The organism is Microbacterium sp. NPDC080005 (genome assembly GCF_040702445.1).
Taxonomy (GTDB): Bacteria; Actinomycetota; Actinomycetes; order Actinomycetales; family Microbacteriaceae; genus Microbacterium; species Microbacterium oleivorans_D.
In genome coordinates this window covers 59,512-79,703 of the sequence record NZ_JBFBLD010000004.1, presented here as the reverse complement: position 1 = coordinate 79,703, position 20,192 = coordinate 59,512, and the positions used below count along the sequence as shown (strand labels likewise).

The 20,192-nt window shown below is 70.0% G+C and carries 19 protein-coding genes; 12 read left to right on the top strand and 7 right to left on the bottom strand.

What is annotated here, in order from left to right:
• The first annotated feature begins 33 nt into the window (after window positions 1-33).
• The 3 genes from AB0259_RS14925 to rpsO all read left to right on the top strand — a co-directional run bounded on the left by AB0259_RS14925 (window position 34) and on the right by rpsO (window position 2,433).
• Window positions 34-402: an FKBP-type peptidyl-prolyl cis-trans isomerase gene (locus tag AB0259_RS14925; protein ID WP_251582490.1), complete on the top strand. Its 369-nt coding sequence runs from the start codon at window positions 34-36 to the stop codon at window positions 400-402.
• 79 nt (window positions 403-481) lie between these two features.
• Window positions 482-2,038, top strand: a complete 1,557-nt coding sequence (locus tag AB0259_RS14920; protein ID WP_366223223.1) for a M15 family metallopeptidase — start codon at window positions 482-484, stop codon at window positions 2,036-2,038.
• A 125-nt stretch (window positions 2,039-2,163) separates the two neighbouring features.
• Entirely contained in the window at window positions 2,164-2,433 is a 270-nt protein-coding gene (gene rpsO / locus AB0259_RS14915; RefSeq protein ID WP_018187174.1) for a 30S ribosomal protein S15, read from the top strand.
• A gap of 82 nt (window positions 2,434-2,515) precedes the next feature.
• On the opposite strand, the gene AB0259_RS14910 is transcribed toward rpsO, so the two are convergent.
• Complete coding sequence (locus tag AB0259_RS14910; protein WP_366223222.1) at window positions 2,516-3,526, bottom strand: 2-oxoglutarate and iron-dependent oxygenase domain-containing protein; 1,011 nt, start codon at window positions 3,524-3,526, stop codon at window positions 2,516-2,518.
• Between the two features lie 59 nt (window positions 3,527-3,585).
• Window positions 3,586-4,095 (bottom strand): Lrp/AsnC family transcriptional regulator, encoded by a 510-nt coding sequence (locus tag AB0259_RS14905; RefSeq protein WP_251582496.1) that lies wholly within the window; start codon window positions 4,093-4,095, stop codon window positions 3,586-3,588.
• A 119-nt stretch (window positions 4,096-4,214) separates the two neighbouring features.
• Here AB0259_RS14905 and ald point away from each other — a divergent pair, with 119 nt between their 5' ends.
• Window positions 4,215-5,312 carry an alanine dehydrogenase gene (gene ald, locus AB0259_RS14900; protein ID WP_366223221.1) on the top strand — a complete coding sequence of 366 codons (1,098 nt, stop codon included), beginning with the start codon at window positions 4,215-4,217 and terminating at the stop codon, window positions 5,310-5,312.
• On the opposite strand, the gene AB0259_RS14895 is transcribed toward ald, so the two are convergent.
• A complete protein-coding gene (locus tag AB0259_RS14895; protein WP_366223220.1) occupies window positions 5,313-6,437 on the bottom strand; it encodes an acyltransferase family protein in 1,125 nt (374 codons plus the stop codon).
• Window positions 6,438-6,544: 107 nt separating this feature from the next.
• On the opposite strand from AB0259_RS14895, the gene AB0259_RS14890 reads away from it, so the two are divergent.
• On the top strand, window positions 6,545-7,777 hold the full coding sequence (locus tag AB0259_RS14890; RefSeq protein ID WP_366223219.1) for an LLM class flavin-dependent oxidoreductase: 1,233 nt from the start codon (window positions 6,545-6,547) through the stop codon (window positions 7,775-7,777).
• A complete protein-coding gene (locus AB0259_RS14885) occupies window positions 7,774-8,418 on the top strand; it encodes an FMN reductase (RefSeq protein ID WP_251582504.1) in 645 nt (214 codons plus the stop codon). Before AB0259_RS14890 ends, AB0259_RS14885 begins: the two co-directional genes overlap by 4 nt.
• Before the next feature lie 5 nt (window positions 8,419-8,423).
• Here AB0259_RS14885 and AB0259_RS14880 read toward each other — a convergent pair whose 3' ends face one another.
• Window positions 8,424-9,020, bottom strand: a complete 597-nt coding sequence (locus AB0259_RS14880; RefSeq protein ID WP_366223218.1) for a VTT domain-containing protein — start codon at window positions 9,018-9,020, stop codon at window positions 8,424-8,426.
• 151 nt (window positions 9,021-9,171) lie between these two features.
• Between AB0259_RS14880 and AB0259_RS14875 the strand changes: the two genes are divergently transcribed.
• Window positions 9,172-11,130: a glycosyltransferase gene (locus AB0259_RS14875; protein ID WP_366223217.1), complete on the top strand. Its 1,959-nt coding sequence runs from the start codon at window positions 9,172-9,174 to the stop codon at window positions 11,128-11,130.
• Here the strand turns inward: AB0259_RS14875 and AB0259_RS14870 are convergent.
• Together AB0259_RS14870 and AB0259_RS14865 are read right to left on the bottom strand one after the other, a co-directional pair.
• Window positions 11,127-11,819, bottom strand: coding sequence for a response regulator (locus tag AB0259_RS14870; protein WP_366223216.1), 693 nt, complete (start codon window positions 11,817-11,819; stop codon window positions 11,127-11,129). The two genes, AB0259_RS14875 and AB0259_RS14870, sit on opposite strands and share 4 nt — an antisense overlap.
• Window positions 11,816-13,081 (bottom strand): ATP-binding protein, encoded by a 1,266-nt coding sequence (locus tag AB0259_RS14865; RefSeq protein ID WP_366223215.1) that lies wholly within the window; start codon window positions 13,079-13,081, stop codon window positions 11,816-11,818. The genes AB0259_RS14870 and AB0259_RS14865 overlap by 4 nt, the downstream gene beginning before the upstream one ends.
• Before the next feature lie 127 nt (window positions 13,082-13,208).
• Here AB0259_RS14865 and AB0259_RS14860 point away from each other — a divergent pair, with 127 nt between their 5' ends.
• Window positions 13,209-14,648 (top strand): cation:dicarboxylase symporter family transporter, encoded by a 1,440-nt coding sequence (locus AB0259_RS14860; protein WP_366223214.1) that lies wholly within the window; start codon window positions 13,209-13,211, stop codon window positions 14,646-14,648.
• A 91-nt stretch (window positions 14,649-14,739) separates the two neighbouring features.
• On the opposite strand, the gene AB0259_RS14855 is transcribed toward AB0259_RS14860, so the two are convergent.
• A complete protein-coding gene (locus AB0259_RS14855; protein ID WP_251582516.1) occupies window positions 14,740-14,922 on the bottom strand; it encodes a DUF5302 domain-containing protein in 183 nt (60 codons plus the stop codon).
• Window positions 14,923-15,217: 295 nt separating this feature from the next.
• Between AB0259_RS14855 and AB0259_RS14850 the strand changes: the two genes are divergently transcribed.
• The 4 genes from AB0259_RS14850 (at window position 15,218) to AB0259_RS14835 (ending at window position 20,191) form a co-directional block, all read left to right on the top strand.
• Window positions 15,218-17,482 (top strand): polyribonucleotide nucleotidyltransferase, encoded by a 2,265-nt coding sequence (locus AB0259_RS14850; RefSeq protein ID WP_366223213.1) that lies wholly within the window; start codon window positions 15,218-15,220, stop codon window positions 17,480-17,482.
• A gap of 201 nt (window positions 17,483-17,683) precedes the next feature.
• Complete coding sequence (locus AB0259_RS14845; RefSeq protein ID WP_366223212.1) at window positions 17,684-18,703, top strand: aldo/keto reductase; 1,020 nt, start codon at window positions 17,684-17,686, stop codon at window positions 18,701-18,703.
• A 65-nt stretch (window positions 18,704-18,768) separates the two neighbouring features.
• Window positions 18,769-19,368 (top strand): histidine phosphatase family protein, encoded by a 600-nt coding sequence (locus tag AB0259_RS14840; RefSeq protein ID WP_308222257.1) that lies wholly within the window; start codon window positions 18,769-18,771, stop codon window positions 19,366-19,368.
• 1 nt (window position 19,369) lies between these two features.
• Window positions 19,370-20,191, top strand: a complete 822-nt coding sequence (locus AB0259_RS14835) for a TSUP family transporter (protein ID WP_366223211.1) — start codon at window positions 19,370-19,372, stop codon at window positions 20,189-20,191.
• The last annotated feature ends 1 nt before the right edge of the window (window position 20,192 follow it).

Below are 20,192 nucleotides of genomic sequence, written 5' to 3'. Positions count from 1 at the left end.
GACCACGGAATGGACCTCGGCTTGGATGGACTCATGACTGCAGACCGCACCAAGCCCGAGATCGACGCCCCCGAGGGGCCCGCACCCGCCGACCTGGTCGTGCGCGACCTGATCGAGGGGGATGGCGCCGAGGCGAAGCCGGGCGACACCGTCACCGTCCACTACGTGGGTGTCGAGTACACCACCGGCGAGGAGTTCGACTCGTCCTGGAACCGCGGCGAGAGCATCCAGTTCCCCCTCCGCGGGCTGATCCAGGGGTGGCAGGACGGCATCCCGGGCATGAAGGTGGGCGGTCGGCGCGAGCTCGTCATCCCGCCGCACCTCGCCTACGGACCCGCCGGTGGGCACTTCCTCGGTGGCAAGACGCTGATCTTCATCATCGATCTGCTCGACGTCGCCTGAATCGACACCGCGACGTGTGGCCCGACCGGTCTCCGGTCGGGCCACACGTGCGTCCGGCTCCTGCCCTATGGTGGGCACCATGGGGAACGTCGGCCTGCGGGCGCGATCGATGGCGGTGCTCGCCGCCGTACTGGTGGTGCTGACAGGCGTCGTGACGCCGGGCGTGGCGACCGCGCAGACCTCGACGTCGAGCAGCGGACCAGCCGCGTCGGCAGCGACGGCGACACCGACGCCGACACCGACGCCCGCACCCACACCCACACCCACGGAGACCCCCGCCCCTCCCATCACGGTGCACGGCTATTACCGCACCCCGTGGACCACGGACCCGCGGATCTATCGGACCCGCACGGACGGCAACGTCACGGCGCTCTCGAGGGAGCAGTGGAAGGCGGCGGGCAGCCCGCGCCTCCGCATCCTCCCGGTGGAGTACGGTCGGGCGACCTGGTCGCCGCAGGTCTACGCGCTGATCGTCTGGCCCGACGGAGGCGACGACCGCCGCGTCGACAAAGTCGTCGCGCTGGACCGCGCGTCGTTCGTGAGTGCCGGCTCCCCGAAGGTTCGCCTGATAGGCCACGTGCCGACCACGCGCTACCTGCGCTACCAGTCCGGGCCCGGGGACCTGTACGCTCGCACACCCGACGGCAAGACCAAGAAGATGACGTCCGCCGAACGGTCCGCAGCCGGGTCTCCGCGCGCCGACCGGGTCATCGCAGGCGGCTGGTATCGCGCGGTCTGGTCGCCCGCCGTGCATTTCGTCCGGCCCGATGGCTCCCACCGTGTGATCACGGCGGACGAATACCGGCGCGCGGGAAAGCCGCACGTGGCTCGAGCCCCGGTGGTCTACGCGAAGACGTCCTGGTCGCCGGTGGTCTACGGGCTCGTCTCCTGGCCGACGTCCGACACCGATCGGACCGTGGACACCGTCGAGGCGCTCAGCTCCGCCGAGTTCGCGCGCGCAGGGCGACCGAAGGTGACCGTCCGGCCGCGCATCCCCGGCGATTCGTTCGTGCGCCTGTCGACCGGATCCTCGATCCTCCACCGTATGAAGGGCTACTTCTCGCCTGTGACGACGGCCCAGTGGCGATCCGCTGGGTCGCCGAAAGTGACGACGGTCGCCCCGGCGAAGCCCATGCACATCCGCGGCATCCTGATCGTCAACAAGTCGATCCCGCTCCCGTCGTCCTATGGGAACGGGCTCCGTCCGGAGCTGACGAGCGCGTGGTCCAGGATGCGGGCCGACGCGAAGAAGGACGGCATCTCGCTGTCGATCATCTCGGGCTTCCGCTCCTACGCCTCGCAGCAGAGCGTCTTCGCGAGCAAGGTGCGTCAGCACGGCAGGGCGGAAGCCGAACGGCGTTCGGCGCGCCCCGGTCACAGCGAGCACCAGACGGGGCTGGCCATCGACGTCAACTCGATCTCGCAGTCCTGGGGGGAGACCCGCGCCGGTCGATGGGTGGCGGCGAACGCTCACCGGTACGGCTTCATCGTCCGCTATCCCAAGGGCAAGGAGAATGTGACCGGGTACCGGTGGGAGCCCTGGCACCTGCGATACGTCGGCACCGGAACGGCGACGCACCTGAAGAAGACCGGACTCACCTTGGACGAGTACCTGGGTGTGACTTCGCGCTACTGACCGCGCGCGGTCGGGCGGGCTCCCGTCGTGTAGACTCCTGTGGTTGCCGTTCGATCGGCCGCGGATAAAGAGAGCCCACGCATCAGGCGTCGGGCGCCGCGCAACGAAGAGGAAGGGGATCACCTATGGCACTGGAAGCAGACGTCAAGAAGGCGATCATCGAAGAGTACGCGACGCACCCCGGTGACACCGGATCCCCCGAGGTGCAGGTCGCGATGCTGACGCAGCGCATCAAGGACCTCACCGAGCACCTCAAGGAGCACAAGCACGACCACCACTCGCGTCGTGGGCTGTTCCTGCTCGTCGGTCAGCGCCGCCGTCTCCTGGGCTACCTCCAGGACGTCGACATCAACCGTTACCGCTCGCTCATCGAGCGCCTCGGCCTCCGTCGATAAGGCATCGCACCTAGCGTTCAATCGCGCAAAACATTCTTGAGAAGGCCGCCCCACGGTGTGGGGCGGCCTTCATCGTTCCGGCTCAGGCGCGCGCGGCGACGAGATCCGGATGCCAGATCGCGGCGACGTCCGGGTGCGCCCGCAGTCGCGACTTGAGGGCGTTCTCGCCGTGCAGGCCGTGGATCGGATTCCGAGGGTCCTGCGACACGCCGCGCGCCTGCGCGGCCAGTTCGGCAGGCAGTTCGATCGCCGGCAGTTCGGCGTCCAGCGACGGGTTGAAGAAGAACGGGACCGAGATGCGGTCCTCGGGCGCGCGCGGCGAGACGACGCGGTGGTGGGTGGCGGTCAGATAGCCTCCGGTCGCGCGCTCGAGCAGCTCGCCGATGTTGACGACGAAGGAGCCGGGAACAGCGGGTGCGTCGATCCACTCGCCGTCGCGCTCGACCTGCAGGCCCCCCTTGCCGGGCTCCACCCAGAGCAGCGTGAGGACACCGGCATCCTTATGCGCGCCGACGCCCTGCTGGGGCTCGGGCGCGGTGGAGCCCGGGTACCGCACGATCTTGAGCAAGGTCTGGGCTTCGCCGAAGTGGTCGTCGAAGTAGGTGGCCGGTGCCCCCAGGGCTTCGGCCCAGGCGCGCAGAAGCGTGCGGGCGACTTCAGAGAGGATCGCCGTCCATTCCTCGGCGATCTCGCGCAGCTCCGGCTGCGCGCTCGGCCACAGGTTGGGTCCGACGAGCGCGGCGTAGGCCGGGGCACCCGGATCGGTGATGGCGGGACGTTCGGGTCCGATGTCGATCTGCTCGCGCCAGTCCACGAGGCCCTGCGTGCGTTCGCCGCCGATACGCGTGTACCCGCGGAAGTGCGGGCTCTTCACATTCTCGATCTCGAGCTTCGCCTCGTCGGGGAGCGCGAAGAACGTGCGGGCGGCGCGGTGGAGTCGGTCCTCGAGTTCGGGGGAGACCCCGGTCCCGGTGAGGTAGAAGAATCCGACTTCGTGGGTTGCCCGGCGCAATTCGGCGCGGAACGTCGACGCGGCATCAGGACCCTGATCGAGCAGGGAGAGGTCGAGGACGGGGAGGGTCTGGGCGGACATGGTCCGAGGATAAGCAGGGGTCCGGCAGGCGGTCGTCAATGTTGCAGGTCGTTACCGGGTCAGTGGAAGGGGGCCGCCACGCGGTTGCGGTGGTAATCGAAGATGATGCTCGTCCGGGTGTTCGCAACGCTGCGCTGGGCAGAGAGGTGCTCCACGACGAAGGCGCGCACCTCGCTCGAGTCGGCAACCGCGATGTGGATGAGGAAGTCGTCAGATCCGCCGAGGAAGAACATCTGGATGACCTGCGGCAGGCCACGCACCTCGTGCGCGAACTCCGTGATGCTCTCGTGCCGTGACCCCGGTCGGAGGGTCACGTGGACGATCGCCTGGAGTCCGGCGCCGACCACGCGTTGGTCGACGCTCGCGTGGAAGCCCGTGAGGACGCCGCGGTCGACGAGTGCGCGCGTGCGAGCGTGGGCGGTGGAGGGTGCCACTCCGACACGCGCGGCGAGTTCCGCATTCGTCAGGCGGGCGTCGACGGCCAGCGCGTCGACGATCGACCGATCGACGTCGTCGAGCATCACCGGTGGCCGAAGATCCTTCGTCGCAACGTGCTCCACGTTCGTCATTACGCTCCTCTGGGAACTGATCTGATCATCTTCACCGAAGGATCTTCGTGTGTCACGCGATCGTAACGAATGATCTGCAGGATGAATTCACATCACTCGCAGACGAGGAGCGTGGCGCCATGCGCATCGGGGTCCCCACTGAGATCAAGAACAACGAGAACCGGGTGGCGATCACCCCCGCCGGGGTGGACGCTCTGGTCGCCCGCGGCCACGAGGTCCTCGTGCAGTCCGGCGCCGGAGCCGGATCCCGGCTCTCGGACGAGGCCTTCGCGGCCGCCGGCGCGAGGATCACCCCCGACGCCGCGTCGACCTGGGATCAGGCCGAACTCGTGGTGAAGGTGAAAGAACCCATCGCCGCCGAGTACGGCCATCTGCGCGACGATCTCACGCTGTTCGCCTATCTGCACCTCGCCGCAGACCGGCCGTTGACCGAGGCGCTCATCGTCGCCGGGACTACGGCGGTCGCGTACGAGACGGTGCAGGCCGCGGATCGATCGCTGCCGCTGCTCTCGCCGATGAGCGAGGTCGCGGGGCGCATCTCCATCACCGTCGGCGCCCACACGCTGATGAGCGCGGCCGGTGGGCGCGGAACGCTTCTCGGCGGTGTCGCCGGAACGCCGAAGGCGAAGGTCGTCGTCATCGGCGGGGGCGTGGCCGGCGAGCACGCCGCCGCGAACGCGCTCGGGATGGGTGCCGACGTCACCGTCATCGATGTCTCCCTGCCGCGACTGCGCGAGCTCGAGAAGCGTTACGCGGGCCTCCACACCCGTGCGTCGAGCCGCTACGAGATCGCGGAACAGGTGGCATCCGCCGATCTCGTCATCGGGTCGGTCCTCATCCCCGGTGCTGCGGCGCCGAAGCTCGTGACACTCGACATGGTGGCGGGGATGAAGGCGGGTGCGGTCCTCGTCGACATCGCGATCGACCAGGGCGGCTGCTTCGAAGGGTCCCGCCCGACGACGCATGACGACCCGACCTTCGCCGTCCACGACGCCGTCTACTACTGCGTCGCCAACATGCCCGGTGCCGTGCCCGAGACCTCCACGCGCGCGCTGACCAACGCGACGCTGCCGTTCGTGACGGCCCTCGCCGACAGGGGGTGGGATGCCGCGGCCGCGGCCGATCCGGCGTTGGCGAAGGGGCTCAACGTGCGCGCGGGGCACGTCACCAACGACGGTGTCGCCGCGGCGTTCGGGTTGCCCTTCGCGCCCGCCTGATCAGGCGCTCGGTCGTGCACCGCCCGGAAGGGGCGGTCGGCGCGATCCCGTCGGGTCGTTGCGGCGCTCGTCGCTCCGGGTGAGGGCGGGGTCCGCGAACAGCCATCCCGGGCGCGGCTCGATGAGCGGGCGGAAGATCCGCCGGACGGGTCGCGACGCCAGGAGCACCGTGATCGCCACCGAGAGCAGCGACACGAGCGGGAGCCACAGCCAGGTCGGGTCGAGACCTCGCAGGACACCCGACTCCCGGAAGGGGTAGAGGACGAAGGAGTGCAGGAGGTAGACGTACATCGTGTACCGCCCGACCGTCGTCCAGCGGTACTCCCCACGGGGGATGAGGACGAAGAACGACACGCTGAGCACCAGTGCCAGGGCCATGAGGAGCAGGCGGACGCCGCCGGCCCACCACTGCCATCCGACGAGATCGACGTAATTCTCCTCATAGAAGAGCCACTGACTGAGGTTCATCTCCTTCAAGGGCGTGACGAACGCCCACGCACACAGGCCTGCGGTGACGAGGATCGCTGCGGCGGCGATCCGCAACGAGAGCCTCCGCTGTTGCAGGAGGCCGTGGCGTTCGAGGACCCGGTGGTGGCTGAGCCACCACCCGAGCGTGAAGAAGGGCAACAGGCCCAGCGTGCGTGAGAGCGACAGTGTGGCGTCGACGTTGGGGAAGTAGCCGACGGTGATCGAGATGACGAGCGTCCACAGCAGCGGCATCCGGAGCAGAGAGAGGTACGGCAGCACGAGCCGGAAGATGGCGAGGGCGAGCAGGAACCACAGGGTCCATGACGGCTGGGTCAGGTTCGGGTTGGCCTGCCCCTCGACGAGGAACTTCGTGAGAGTCCACAGCCCCTCGAAGATCACATACGGCACGACGATGTCGGTGATGAGGCGGGTCATGCGTCGTCTGCTGGGCGGGTCGGAGCGGGAGAAGTAGCCCGAGATGAGCGCGAACGCCGGCATGTGGAACGCGTAGATGAGGTAGTACAGGCTCTGCGCGATGTCCGAGTCGTACGTGAGCCGCTGGATGGCGTGCCCGAGGACGACGAGGAGGATGCACGCGGCGCGGGCGTTGTCCCAGATGGGGATGCGGCGTGTGCTGCCGGAGGCGGCGGTACTCATCGGGGCCAGAGTACCCGTCGGGAATAACGTGGACAGGGAGGCGTTGACACCGGTACATTCATTTGCATGAATCGGACGCGATCCGTCCGGGAATCGAGAGGGACATCGTGAGCGACACCAACGGCACCACCAGCTGGCCCGGGGTGCAGTTCGGAATCTTCACCGTCACCGACATCACGCAGGACCCCACCACGGGCCACACCCCGAGTGAGCGGGAGCGCATCGCCGCGACGATAGAGATCGCCAAGCACGCGGAGGAGGTCGGTCTCGACGTCTTCGCCATCGGTGAGCACCACAACCCGCCGTTCTGGTCCTCGTCCCCGACGACGACGCTCGCGTACATCGCGGCGCAGACCGAACGCCTCATCCTCTCCACCTCGACGACGCTCATCACGACGAACGACCCGGTGAAGATCGCCGAGGACTACGCCATGCTGCAGCACCTGTCGGGCGGCCGCATGGACCTCATGCTCGGCCGCGGCAACACCGGACCGGTCTACCCGTGGTTCGGCAAGGACATCCGTCAGGGCGTGCCGCTCGCAATCGAGAACTACGCCCTGCTGCACAAGCTGTGGCGTGAGGACGTCGTCGACTTCGAGGGGAAGTTCCGCACCCCGCTGCAGGGCTTCACTTCGACGCCGCGTCCCCTCGACGGCGTGCCGCCGTTCGTGTGGCACGGGTCGATCCGCACCCCCGAGATCGCCGAGCAGGCCGCGTACTACGGTGACGGCTTCTTCGCGAACAACATCTTCTGGCCCGCTGAGCACTACCAGCGCCTCATCGGTCTCTACCGCCAGCGGTGGGAGCACTACGGGCACGGCGCTCCCGAGACGGCGATCGTCGGCATCGGCGGCCAGGCGTTCATGGCGAAGAACTCGCAGGATGCCGCGGCGCAGTTCCGACCGTACTTCGACAACGCCCCCGTCTACGGTCACGGACCGTCGATGGAGGACTTCGCCGAGATGACCCCGCTCACCGTCGGATCGCCGCAGCAGGTCATCGACCGGTACGCCGGCATGCGAGACCTGTTCGGGGACTTCCAGCGTCAGCTGTTCCTCGTCGACCACGCGGGCCTCCCGCTCAAGATGGTCCTCGAGCAGCTCGACTTCCTCGGCGGGGAGGTCGTGCCGGTGTTGCGCAAGGAGCTCGCAGAGAATCGCCCCGCGATCGTCCCCGACGCCCCGACCCACGCCGCACGGGTCGCCGCCACCTACGGCGACGGACCCGTTCGTGAGGCACGTCCCCGCGCGAACCGCGGCGACAACCTCTCGGGCCCGAGCCCGTACCAGGACACCCCGGCTCCCGTCGGCGCTGCCTTCGGTCTCGGCGGTGCGCGATGACCGGCCGTCGGATCGCGGTCGTCTCGGCCGGGCTGTCGAACCCCTCTTCGACCCGCATGCTCGCCGACAAGCTCGCGGCGGCTGTGCTGGCCGACCTGCGCGAGCGGGACGTCGAGGCATCCGTCGACACGTTCGAGCTGCGCGAGTACGCCCACGACATCACCAACAACCTGCTGACCGGCTTCGCTCCGCCCGCACTGGAGGCGATGATCAACACGGTCGTCTCGGCGGACGCCCTCATCGTCGTCACACCGATCTTCTCGACGAGCTACTCGGGTCTGTTCAAGTCGTTCATCGACGTCCTCGACCCGGATGCGCTGCAGGGGAAGCCCGTGCTCATCGGCGCGAACGCGGGGACCGCGCGTCACTCGCTCGCGATCGACTATGCGATCCGCCCGCTGTTCGCCTACCTGCACGCGGAGGCCGTGTCGACCGGTGTGTTCGCCGCGTCGTCGGACTGGGGCGCCCGTGCCGACGACGTCTCGCCCCTGTCGGCCCGCATCGAGCGGGGTGCGCGGGAACTGGCGGATGCCGTGACGCGCCGTCCGGCCGGTGAGACGCTCGACCCGTTCGACCCCGAGTCGTACCTCGGCAAGGGCGGTTCGTTCGGCCACCTGCTGGGCGGTCTCACCGGGGAGTGACCCGATCAGCGTGAGCGGCGGCCCGCCCAGCGGGTCGCCGCCGCGTCGATCACGATCCCGAGCGCGATCGCCACGGCGATCGAGAGCACGACGGCCAGCAGCGGTTCGCCGGGCAGGAGGCTCCCCACCGCCGCGCCCACAAGCGCCTGATAGACCGCCCACGCCGTCGCCGCGATCGCGACCGTCACAAGGTAGCGCGCCGCGGGGACCCGCGTCGCGCCGGCGGTCAGGTTGACGGCGAGCCGCGCGAACGGGATGAAGCGTGCCGTGAAGACGACGGTCGCCGTCCCCCTCGAGAGCCGAGCACCGGCCCACGCGACGGCGGCGCGGATGCGGGGGTGCCGCATCCATCGCCACCGGTCGACACCCACGATCCGCCCGACGCCGTAGCAGAGCGCGTCGCCGCAGAACGCGGCCAGGGCCGCGACGGCGATGACGGCCGCGAGGGCGGGCGTCCCTGTGGTCGCGGCGAGCGCTCCTGTCGCGGTCACGGCGATCTCACCCGGGACGACGACCAGCACGGCATCGGCGAACACCAGAGCGAACAGCGCCGGAAGCGCCCAGGGACCCCCGGCGACACCGGCGAGCAGATCGGCGAACACGCGGCCTGTGTACCAGGCAGCGGTGAACGTCGGGCGAACGGGGGACGGCCCGGGAACGGCGCGGTGGACGCGCGGCGAGAGGTGGATGAACACTCGACGATCCGGGGCCGGGACACTCGGTGCGGGCTCCTGCTCCCGGCACCCTGGTGCTGTGAGAGTCGCGGTCGTCACCGAGTCATTCCTCCCGCACATGAACGGGGTCACCGGGTCCGTCCTCCAGATCCGGGAGCATCTCGAGCGGCGCGGGCACGAGGTGTTCGTCATCGCGCCCGGCGTCGGCCGCCACGATCTCGGGATGCCGGGCCGCTCCGTCCCGTCTGTGCCGCTGCCCGGATATCCCGCCGTCCGCCTCGCCGTACCGCCGGTCGCCTCCATCGCACGGGACCTCGCCCGATTCGACGCCGACGTCGTCCACCTCGCCTCGCCGTTCCTGCTGGGATGGCAGGGTCTCGTCGCCGCGGAGTCGCGCCGGCTCCCCACCGTCGCCGTCTATCAGACCGACGTCGTCGCCTACGTCGGCAGGTACGGGCTGCCGCAGGGGGCCGCGCTCGCCGAGGCCCACGTGCGCCGACTGCACCGGCGCGCGACGCTCACCCTGGCTCCCTCGGCGTCGGCGCGCGCGCAACTCGAGGGGTTCGGCGTCGACCGCGTCGCCCTGTGGGGTCGGGGCGTCGACGGCGACCGGTTCACTCCGGACCGACGCGATGACCGCTGGCGGGAGCGCATGGCGCCCGGCGAGGTGATCATCGGATACGTCGGGCGGCTCGCGCCCGAGAAGCAGGTGGAGGACCTCGCTGCGCTGCGCGGGATCCCCGGCATCCGACTCGTGATCGTCGGCGACGGGCCCGCACGTCCCGCGCTCGAGCAGCTGATGCCGGAGGCGGTCTTCCTCGGCCACCTCGACGGTGACGAGCTCGCGTCGGTGCTCGCCTCGTTCGACGTGTTCGTCCACCCGGGCGAGAGCGAGACGTTCGGCCAGACGATCCAGGAGGCCCAGGCCAGTGGTGTTCCGGTCGTGGCGACCGGGTCCGGTGGCCCCCTCGATCTCGTCTGCAGCAGTGTCGACGGATGGCTGTACCGGCCCGGTGACACCGCCGACCTGCGCGCCCGTGTGACCGACCTGGCCGGCGACGACGCGAAGCGTCGCGCCTTCGGCCGCGCCGCCCGGGACGCCGTGTCAGGGCGCACCTGGGACGCACTGGCGGACCGCCTCGTCGGACACTACGAGCGGGCCGTGATGCTGCACCGGACGGATGCCGGGCGTCGCGTCCATGCGTGGCCGCGCCCCGACGTCTCGGCACCGACCCGGGAGGGAGCGCGGTCGTGGTCGCGCTACGTCGCGCTGGGGGACTCGATCACCGAGGGCCTCTGCGATGCCTCGCGCATGCCGGCGGGGGCCTTCCGAGGGTGGGCGGACCGGCTCGCCCATCTGCTCGCGCTCGGCGGCGGCGACCGGCGACCCTTCCGCTACGCGAATCTGGCCGTCCGCAGTCGTCGGGTCGGGCACCTGATGGACGAGCAGCTGCCCCGGTGCCTGGACATGCGCCCCGATCTGGTGTCGGTGCTGATCGGCGCCAACGACCTCACGCGATGGCACTGCGACCCCCTCGTCCTGGCCGCGCAGGTGGAGGAGGCCGTCACCCGACTCCGTGCCGCCGGCTGCGACGTGCTGCTCGCGACGGTGTTCCTCCCTGACCGGGTCGCGGCCGGGTTGTTCGCTCGGCGGTTCGCGCTGTACAACGCCCATCTGCGCCGCGCGGCTGCGCGCACAGGGGCGATCCTCCTCGACCTCGCCGCGCTTCCCGAGCTCTCCCGCGTCGATCTGTGGGCGGACGACAAGGTGCACCTGCGCTCCCGCGGGCACCGGTACGTCGCCTATCGCGCCGCGGACGCGCTCGGGGTCCCCGACGCGGAGGCGCTCGCCGGGCTCGACGAGGCCTTCCACGTCGACGAGGACCCGCCGGCGGGCGGCTCATGGCTGCGCCGCGACGCCCTGCCGTGGATGTGGCGCCGCCTGCGCGGACGGACGGCGGGCGACGGTCTCACGGCCAAGGTCCCCGAGTACGTCGTGGTGGGACGGCCGAGCGGGCGGGCGAACCTCAACCGCTAGCGGTCGCTCGCCTGGGACCATCGGTACTCCGTCTCGGGGCGTCCCGGTGTCCCGTACCGCTGCGCGCGCTCGGCGCGCCCCGCATCGGCGAGGTGCTCGAGGTAGCGGCGGGCGGCGACGCGGGACATCCCCAGGCGCTCCGCCGCCTCGCGTGCAGACGCGGGACCCGAGCGCAGCAGGGCGCTCACGCGGCCGAGGGTCTCGGGGGACAGCCCCTTGGGGAGCGTGGGCGCCGGCGCGGTGCGCAGCGCCCCGAGCATCGCATCGATCTCGGCCTGCGTCGCCGCCCCGGCCGCCTGCGACACCTGGTCGCGGAAGCGTCGGTACTGCTGCATCCGGTCCTGGAAGTCGCCGAATGTGAAGGGCTTCACGAGATACTGCACGGCACCCAGCGTGATCGCCTGGCGCACGACTTCGGCGTCGCGGACCGAGGTGATCGCGATGACGTCCACGGCACCCGCGCGGGCTCGGAGGTGGCGCAGGACGTCCAGTCCCGAACCGTCGGGCATCGTCATGTCGAGCAGGACGAGGTCGATCTCGGACGCCCGCGGGCTGTCGAGGAGGGCGGCGACCGCGGCCCGCGCCCCCGAACACTCGGCGATGACCTCGAAGCCGGCGAGCCGTTCGACGTAGTGCCGGTGGAGTTCCAGGGTCAGGGCGTCGTCGTCGACGACCAGGACGCCGATCATGCGTCCCGCCGCGGGAGGATGACCGAGAAGGTCGTCGGATCGGAGCTCACCGAGATCATGCCCTCGGCCTCCTCGACGATCGAGCGGACGAGGGCGAGCCCCACGCCGCGTCCGAACTCACCTGCGGGCTTGGTCGAGAAGCCGTGCTCGAAGATGCGGTCCGCGATCTCGCTCGGCACACCTCGCCCGCTGTCGGCGACCTCGACCGCCAGCTCGTCCTCGGCGGTGCGGGTCATGCGCACGTCCACCCAGCGCGGCGCGGGACCGGATGCCGCGGCATCCACCGCGTTGTCGATGAGATTCCCGACGACCGACACCGCGTCGACGGGGGAGAGGACCGACCGCGGTGCGTCCGCATCGATCCGAGCGCGCCACTCCACGCCGCGCTCGGCGGCCTGCGACGCCTTGCCGAGCAGCAGCGCGCCCACCGTCGGATCGCCCTCGCGGCGGGCGGCGACCTGGTCGACGAGCAGCTGGCTCTGTCGTGCGTCCTCCGAGAGGATCTCGATCGCCTCGCCGGTGCGTCCGAGTTCGAGCAGCGCGATCGCGGTGTGCAGCCGGTTGCCGTGCTCATGGGTCTGCGCCCGCAGGGCCTCGCCGAGGGTGCGCATGGACTCGTACGACGAGACGGCGTCGCGCACCGCGCCCGCGGGGAGGTCGCCGGTCACCCTGCGGGTCGCCCGGCGGGCGAAGATTGCCCCCGCCAGACCGGCTGCCGCCAGGACGACGGCGATGCCCACCGCCACCAGCACGCGCGGTCCCAGGGTCTCGGCGATCGACCCGATCGTGACGCCCACCGACACACGGCCGACGACCTCGCCGTCCGCGAGGACCGGCACGATCGTGCGCACGGACGGGCCGAGCGTCCCGGTGAACTCCTCCGTGAGGGTCCTGGTGCCCTCGGGGATGGTCCCGAGGTAGCGTTCGCCGATTCGAGCCGGATCGGCGTGGGTGACGCGGATGCCGGACGGGTCCATCACCGTCACGAAGTCGACGTCGGCGTCGGCGATGACCGTCTCGATCTCGGGCTGCAGCAGGCGGGATGCCGCAGCGCGGTCGCCCTCGGCGAGCGCATCGATGACACCCGTGCTGTCGGCGATGGTCTCGGCGACGGCGCGCGTCACCCGCTCGGCCTCCGCCCGGACGGCGCGCTGCCCCTCCCAGAGCAGGATCCCGGCCATCGCAAGGGACAGGACCACGACGGCAGCCGACACGGCGACGAAGACGCGGGAGGCCGCGCTCGTCGGTCGGGGTCGCGCCACACTGCACTCCTCTCGCCGTCCTGGGAACAATACGACCACAACTGGGGGAGCGGAGCGCACAGGCGCACGCTGGTCCCCGTCGACACAGCCGTCGGCTCACGACAACGACTGTCACGCAGGAGAGATCATGGCCCTCACAACCTCGTTCCGGCTTCCCGGATACAACCCGCGCCGCGGCAAGCAGGCCTGGGACAAGCACACCTGGCTGTACGTCTCGGTGATCATCGCGGTCGTCCTCGGCTGCGTGGTCGGACTCGTCTGGCCGACCTTCGCCGTCGAGCTCGAGCCGGTCGGCAAGGCGTTCGTCAACCTCATCAAGATGATGATCGCGCCGATCATCTTCTGCACGATCGTCGTCGGGGTCGGCTCCATCGCGAAGGCCGCGACCGTCGGCCGCATCGGCGGCCTCGCGCTGCTGTACTTCATGGCGATGTCGACCTTCGCCCTGGCGATCGGCCTCGTGGTCGGCAACATCATCCACCCGGGTGAGGGCCTGAACATGCAGAACGCCCAGTACGACACCGGCTCGCTGCCCGAAGCGAAGACGACGACCGAGTTCCTCCTCGGCATCATCCCCACGACCTTCTTCTCGGCCTTCACGGGCGAGAGCGTCCTGCAGGTCCTGTTCATCGCTCTCCTGGTCGGCTTCGCACTGCAGAAGATGGGTGCCAAGGGCGAGCCCATCATGAACGCGGTCAAGAACCTCCAGGCGCTCGTCGTCCGCATCCTCGGCATGATCCTCTGGCTCGCCCCGATCGGAGCGTTCGGTGCGATCGCCGCCGTCGTCGGCAAGACCGGTGTCGCCGCGATCCTGAGCCTCGGCCTGCTGATGGTCGCCTTCTACATCACCTGCATCGTCTTCATCGTCGGCGTGCTCGGCACGCTCCTCTACGCCGTCGCCCGGGTCAACATCTTCCAGGTCATGAAGTACCTCGGCCGCGAGTACCTGCTGATCGTCGGCACCTCCTCGAGCGAGTCGGCCCTGCCGCGTCTGATCGCCAAGATGGAGCACCTCGGCGTCTCGAAGCCCGTCGTGGGCATCACGGTCCCGACCGGCTACTCCTTCAACCTGGACGGCACCGCGATCTACCTGACGATGGCATCGCTGTTCATCGCCTCGGGGATGGGTGCGCCGATGTCGATCCCCGAGCAGATCGGCCTCCTGGTCTTCATGATCATCGCCTCCAAGGGCGCCGCCGGCGTCACCGGCGCCGGTCTCGCGACCCTCGCCGGCGGTCTGCAGGCCTACCGTCCCGACCTCGTCAACGGCGTCGGCGTCATCGTCGGCATCGACCGGTTCATGTCCGAGGGCCGTGCGCTCACGAACTTCACCGGCAACGCCGTCGCGACGCTCCTCATCGGCACCTGGACCAAGCAGATCGACCGCGAGCAGGTCGCGGCCGTCCTCGCCGGCCAGCGTCCCTTCGACGAGTCGACCCTCTCCGGCCACGGGGTCTCCGACGACACCGACGCGGTGGACACCACGGGGCTGGGCGACGCAGCGCTCGACGAGGCCGCCGCCAAGGAGGAGCGCGCACGCCGCCGCGCGGAGGCGGCCACGCACTGACGCTCCCACGAACGCGGCGGGCCCGGACAGCCACAAGGCGTCCGGGCCCGCCGTCATGCCGGGCCCGCCGTCATGTCGGGGTCGCTAGGGCTCAGCCGCTCTTGCGCCGGAACTCGCGCTTGGTGACGGCGCCGTGCGTTCCGTGCACGGCGGAGTCGCCGTCGAGGTGGGCCTCACCCTTCCGGCTGTGCGCGTTCTTCTTCTCGAGCGCCTCGCGGAACTTCCGCTTCATGTCTTCGGATGCCGCATCCGCGGTCTTCTCGTCGTCGCTCATGCCGCCACGATACGCACCCGGAAGGGCCCGCTGATAGGGTGGGGAGGGTTGCCCGCGGTCCTCACCGCGGCATCCGCTCAACTTCACAGTGAGCTCATGGAGCAGGCCCGGCAGGAAGCTGGTCCCCTGTGGTGGATTCCCATCCCGTTCCCGCGGATGGTGGTCTTCGACTGGTGGCCAGCGCAGGCGGTCCTCGCGGATGTGTCCGCGCGCCCATATCTGCCTGTTCCTGCTCCTTCGCACGATCTCGCTCGCGAAACGCGCGTGCGAGTCTAAACAAAGAAGGAGAGACCTCTTGGAAGGTCCTGAAATCACCGCCGCCGAAGCCGTCCTCGACAACGGACGCTTCGGCACCCGCACCGTCCGGTTCGAGACCGGACGCCTCGCCCAGCAGGCGCAGGGCGCCGTCGCCGCCTACCTCGACGAGGAGACGATGCTCCTGTCGGCCACCAGCGCCGGCAAGCACCCCCGTGAGGGCTTCGACTTCTTCCCGCTGACCGTCGACGTCGAAGAGCGTTCGTACGCGGCGGGCAAGATCCCCGGCTCGTTCTTCCGTCGCGAGGGGCGCCCCTCCACCGAGGCGATCCTCGTCTGCCGCCTCATCGACCGGCCGCTGCGCCCGTCGTTCGTCGACGGCCTGCGCAACGAGGTCCAGATCGTCGTGACGGTCCTCTCGATCGCTCCCGGCGAGTACTACGACGCCCTCGCGATCAACGCCGCCTCGGCGTCGACGCAGATCTCGGGTCTGCCGTTCTCCGGTCCGATCGCGGGTGTGCGCCTGGCGCTCATCCCCGGCCACGGCGAGCACGCCGACCAGTGGGTCGCGTTCCCGAACCAGAAGCAGGTCGAGGAGGCCGTGTTCGACCTGATGGTCGCCGGTCGCGTCCTGCCCGACGGCGACGTCGCGATCATGATGGTCGAGGCCGAGGCGACCGAGAACTCGTGGAACCTCATCAAGGGCGGCGCCGTCAAGCCGAGCGAGGACATCGTCGCCGGGGGTCTCGAGGCCGCCAAGCCGTTCCTCAAGCAGCTCGTCGAGGCGCAGGCGCAGATGGCAGCCGAGTCCTCGCGCGAGCCGGGCGTCTACCCCGTCTTCCCGCCGTACAGCTCCGAGGTCTACGACTTCGTGGCCGGTCGCGCCTACGACGACCTGGTGAACGTCTACCAGATCGCCGACAAGCAGGAGCGCCAGGCGGCCGATGACGCCGTCAAGGACCGCGTCAAGGCCGAGCTCATCGCCGCCGTCGAGGCGGAGCAGCTGCCCGCCGGCGCGCCGATCGAGTTCTCCGCCGCCTACAAGTCCGTGACGAAGGTCGTCGTCCGCGGTCGCATCCTCTCCGAGGGTGTCCGCATGGACGGTCGCGGGCTCGCCGACATCCGTCCGCTCGACGCCGAGGTGCAGGTCATCCCGCGCGTCCACGGCTCGGCGATCTTCCAGCGCGGCGAGACCCAGATCCTGGGTGTCACCACGCTGAACATGCTCAAGATGGAGCAGCAGATCGACTCGCTGTCGCCCGCGACGAGCAAGCGCTACATGCACCACTACAACTTCCCGCCCTACTCGACCGGTGAGACCGGCCGTGTGGGCAGCCCGAAGCGTCGCGAGATCGGGCACGGCTTCCTCGCCGAGCGCGCCCTCGTGCCCGTGCTGCCCAGCCGTGAGGAGTTCCCGTACGCGATTCGTCAGGTGTCCGAGGCTCTCGGCTCCAACGGCTCGACGTCGATGGGCTCGGTGTGCGCCTCGACCCTGTCGCTGCTGAACGCGGGTGTGCCGCTGCGCGCCCCCGTCGCCGGTATCGCGATGGGTCTCGTGACCGACGAGGTCGACGGCCAGACGCGCTACGCCGCGCTGACTGACATCCTCGGCGCCGAGGACGCCCTCGGCGACATGGACTTCAAGGTCGCCGGTACGAGTGAGTTCATCACCGCGATTCAGCTCGACACGAAGCTCGACGGCATTCCGTCGTCGGTTCTCGCTGCCGCGCTGACGCAGGCGAAGGACGCCCGCCTCACGATCCTGAACGTCCTGAACTCGGCGATCGACGCCCCCGACGAGATGGCGCCGACCGCGCCGCGCGTCATCAGCGTCCAGATCCCGGTCGACAAGATCGGCGAGCTGATCGGCCCCAAGGGCAAGACGATCAACGCGATCCAGGACGAGACCGGAGCGCAGATCTCGATCGAGGACGACGGCACGGTCTACATCGGAGCCGTCGACGGACCTTCGGCCGAGGCCGCCCGCGCACAGGTCAACGCGATCGCCAACCCGACCAACCCCGAGGTCGGCGAGCAGTTCCTGGGCACGGTCGTCAAGATCGCGACCTTCGGTGCGTTCGTTTCGCTCCTGCCGGGCAAGGACGGGCTGCTGCACGTCAGCGAGGTCCGCAAGCTCGCCGGCGGCAAGCGCGTCGAGAACGTCGAGGACGTCCTCGGCGTCGGTCAGAAGATCCTGGTGCGCATCACCAAGATCGACGACCGCGGCAAGCTGTCGCTCGAGCCCGTGGTCGAGGAGTCGGCTCCGGCCGGCGACGCGGCCGCTGAGGCGCCCGCCGAGGCCTGATCCCGCACGTCGCGAACGCCCGTCCTCCTCGGAGGGCGGGCGTTCGCCGTCGCGGGCCCCGCGCGGACAACCGTTATCGAAACGTCATCGAGCGCCGCGCGGACGCGCACGTCCAGTCCGAGGGCTGCTCTACCCTCGGAGTGAGCGCATCCGGCGGTGCGTGGACACATGTCTTCCGGAACGCTCTGCAAGGAGACGGGCATGGCAGCGTTCGAGACGGCGGATCCGACGTCGCCGACCACCGCGCCCACGCTGCATCCCTCCGGTCCGCTGCCGGTCCACGGCGCTCCGCTGGGCCGCGCCGTCCGTGTCCCCCTCGGCGAGACCGGCCTCACGGTGTTCCCGCTCATCCTGGGGGGTGGGGAGTTCGGGTGGCACATCGACATCGCGGCGGCCCACGCCATCCTGGACCGCTACGTCGAACGCGGCGGCAACGCGCTCCACACCTCCGACAGCTACGCCGCGGGTCGCAGCGAGCACGCCATCGGCCGGTGGATGGCCGCGCGCCGCAACCGCGACGACGTGGTTCTCACAGTGCGTGTCGGCCGAGGTGCCGACAACCCCGGGCTCGGCCCCGTGAACCTCGTGCGTGCCGTGGAGGCGTCACTCATCCGTCTGGGCACGGACCGCATCGATGTGCTCTCCCTCGACGGGACGTCCGACCGGACGACCCTGCTCGAGGACACCCTCGCGACGGCGGAGTGGCTCGTCGAATCCGGGAAGGTGCGCACGATCGGGGCAGCGGGGTACCGGGCCGCGCAGCTCGTCGAAGCCCGCATCCTGTCGGCGGCGGGCTATCCGCGGTTCACGGTGCTGGATGTCCCTTACAACGTGCTCCGCCGCGACGAGTTCGACGGCGATCTGCGGCTGGTCGCAGGAGCGCAGGGCATCGCGGTCACGCCGTCGCAGGCGCTCGAGCACGGCTATCTGTCGGGCGTGCACCGCGACCGTGAACACGTCAGCGGAACCGTGCGCGGACGCCAGCTGGCGGCGAGCATGAACCGTCGCGGCGCGCGGACCTTGCGGGCGATGGGCCGGATCGCCGGCGAGCTCGCGGTGCCGCCCGCCGCTGTCGCCATCGCCTGGCTGCTCGCGCAACGGATCGTCGCGGCGCCGATCGTCAACGCCTACGCCGTCGCCCACGTCGACGAACTCGTGCAGGGTGTCGGCGTTCACCTCAGTCGAGCGCACCTGGCCGAGATCGCGCGGGCCACCGACTGAGGCTGGTTTAGGGTGGAAGGAGCCGGGGCAACGCCCGGCGCACTTTCGACGAAGCGAGCAGACACGTGACGCACTATCTGTATCTGGTGCGGCACGGCGAACACCTCGACGCCGAGCACGGGCTGGCCGACGGACCGCTCTCGCCGCGCGGTCGCCGCCAGGCCGAGCTCCTCGCCGACCGCCTGTCGGGTGTCCCGCTCACCGCCGTGTGGCACTCGCCGCTGCTGCGTGCGGCCGAGACCGCTCGCGCGGTCGCCGAGCGCTTGCCGGCCGTCGACCCCGAGCCCACCGCCCTGCTGTTCGACTGCGTGCCGAGCGGGATGACACCGGACACCCCGCACGTCTACGAGCCGTTCTTCGGGGGAGTGACCGAGGCCGAGGCCGACGCCGGTGCGGCGCAGATGGCGGATGCCGGGGCGGAGTTCCTCGCCCACCGTCCCCACGCGCACGAACTCCTCATCACGCACAACTTCGTCATCGCCTGGTTCGTCCGCGAGGTCCTGCAGGCGCCGGAGTGGCGCTGGCTCACGATCAACCAGGCCCACTGCGGTCTGACGGTCCTCGCGCAGCGTCCGGGGCGCCCGTGGACCCTCGTGGCCCACAACGACCTCGCACACCTCCCGGTCGAGCTGCGGACGGGTCTGCCCGACATCCTCTCGGTGTGAGGTGCTGACCGGACCTGCCGTCGCCGAGTGGCTCCCCGTCTCGGCCAGTGCACTCCTGTTCCTCGTGGTCGCTGCCGGCGTCGCCGGGTGGGTCGATGCCGTCGTGGGCGGGGGCGGCCTCATCCAGCTGCCGGCGCTCGTCATCGGCGTGCCGAAGGATGTCGCGACGCCGTTCATCCTCGGCACGAACAAGCTGTCGTCCTTCTTCGGCACCCTCTCGGCGAGCTGGGTGTATCTCCGGCGTGTCCGGGTCCATCTGACGCTCCTGATCCCGCTCGTGGCGGGCGCCTTCGCCGGGTCCGCCGTCGGCGCGGCACTGTCGCGCTACGTGCCTCGCGAGCTCTTGACCCCGGTCGTGCTGATCGCGGTCGTGGCGGTCGGCGTGTACACGCTGCTGCGGCCGCGGATGGGGCTGCACCACGAGCCGCGGCACACCGCCCGAGCGGCCGTCGTGTGGCGCTCGGGCCTCATCGGGCTCGCCGTGGGCTTCTACGACGGCATCCTCGGTCCGGGCACCGGATCGTTCTTCGTGATCCTCCTCGTCGGCGTCCTCGGCTTCGGCTTCCTGCAGGCGAGCGTCAACGCGAAGATCGCCAACCTCACGACGAACCTCGCCGCGCTCATCGTCTACGGCGTGCACGGCGAGATCATCCTCGTACTCGGACTCCTCATGGCGTGCGCCAACGTCGCCGGCGGCTTCATCGGTGCTCGGATGGCCACACGAGGCGGCAACGGCTTCGTGCGCGTCGTGTTCCTGGTGGTGCTGGGCCTGCTCATCGTCAAGCTCGCCTGGGACACGATCGCCTCCCTGCTGCCCGCCTAGG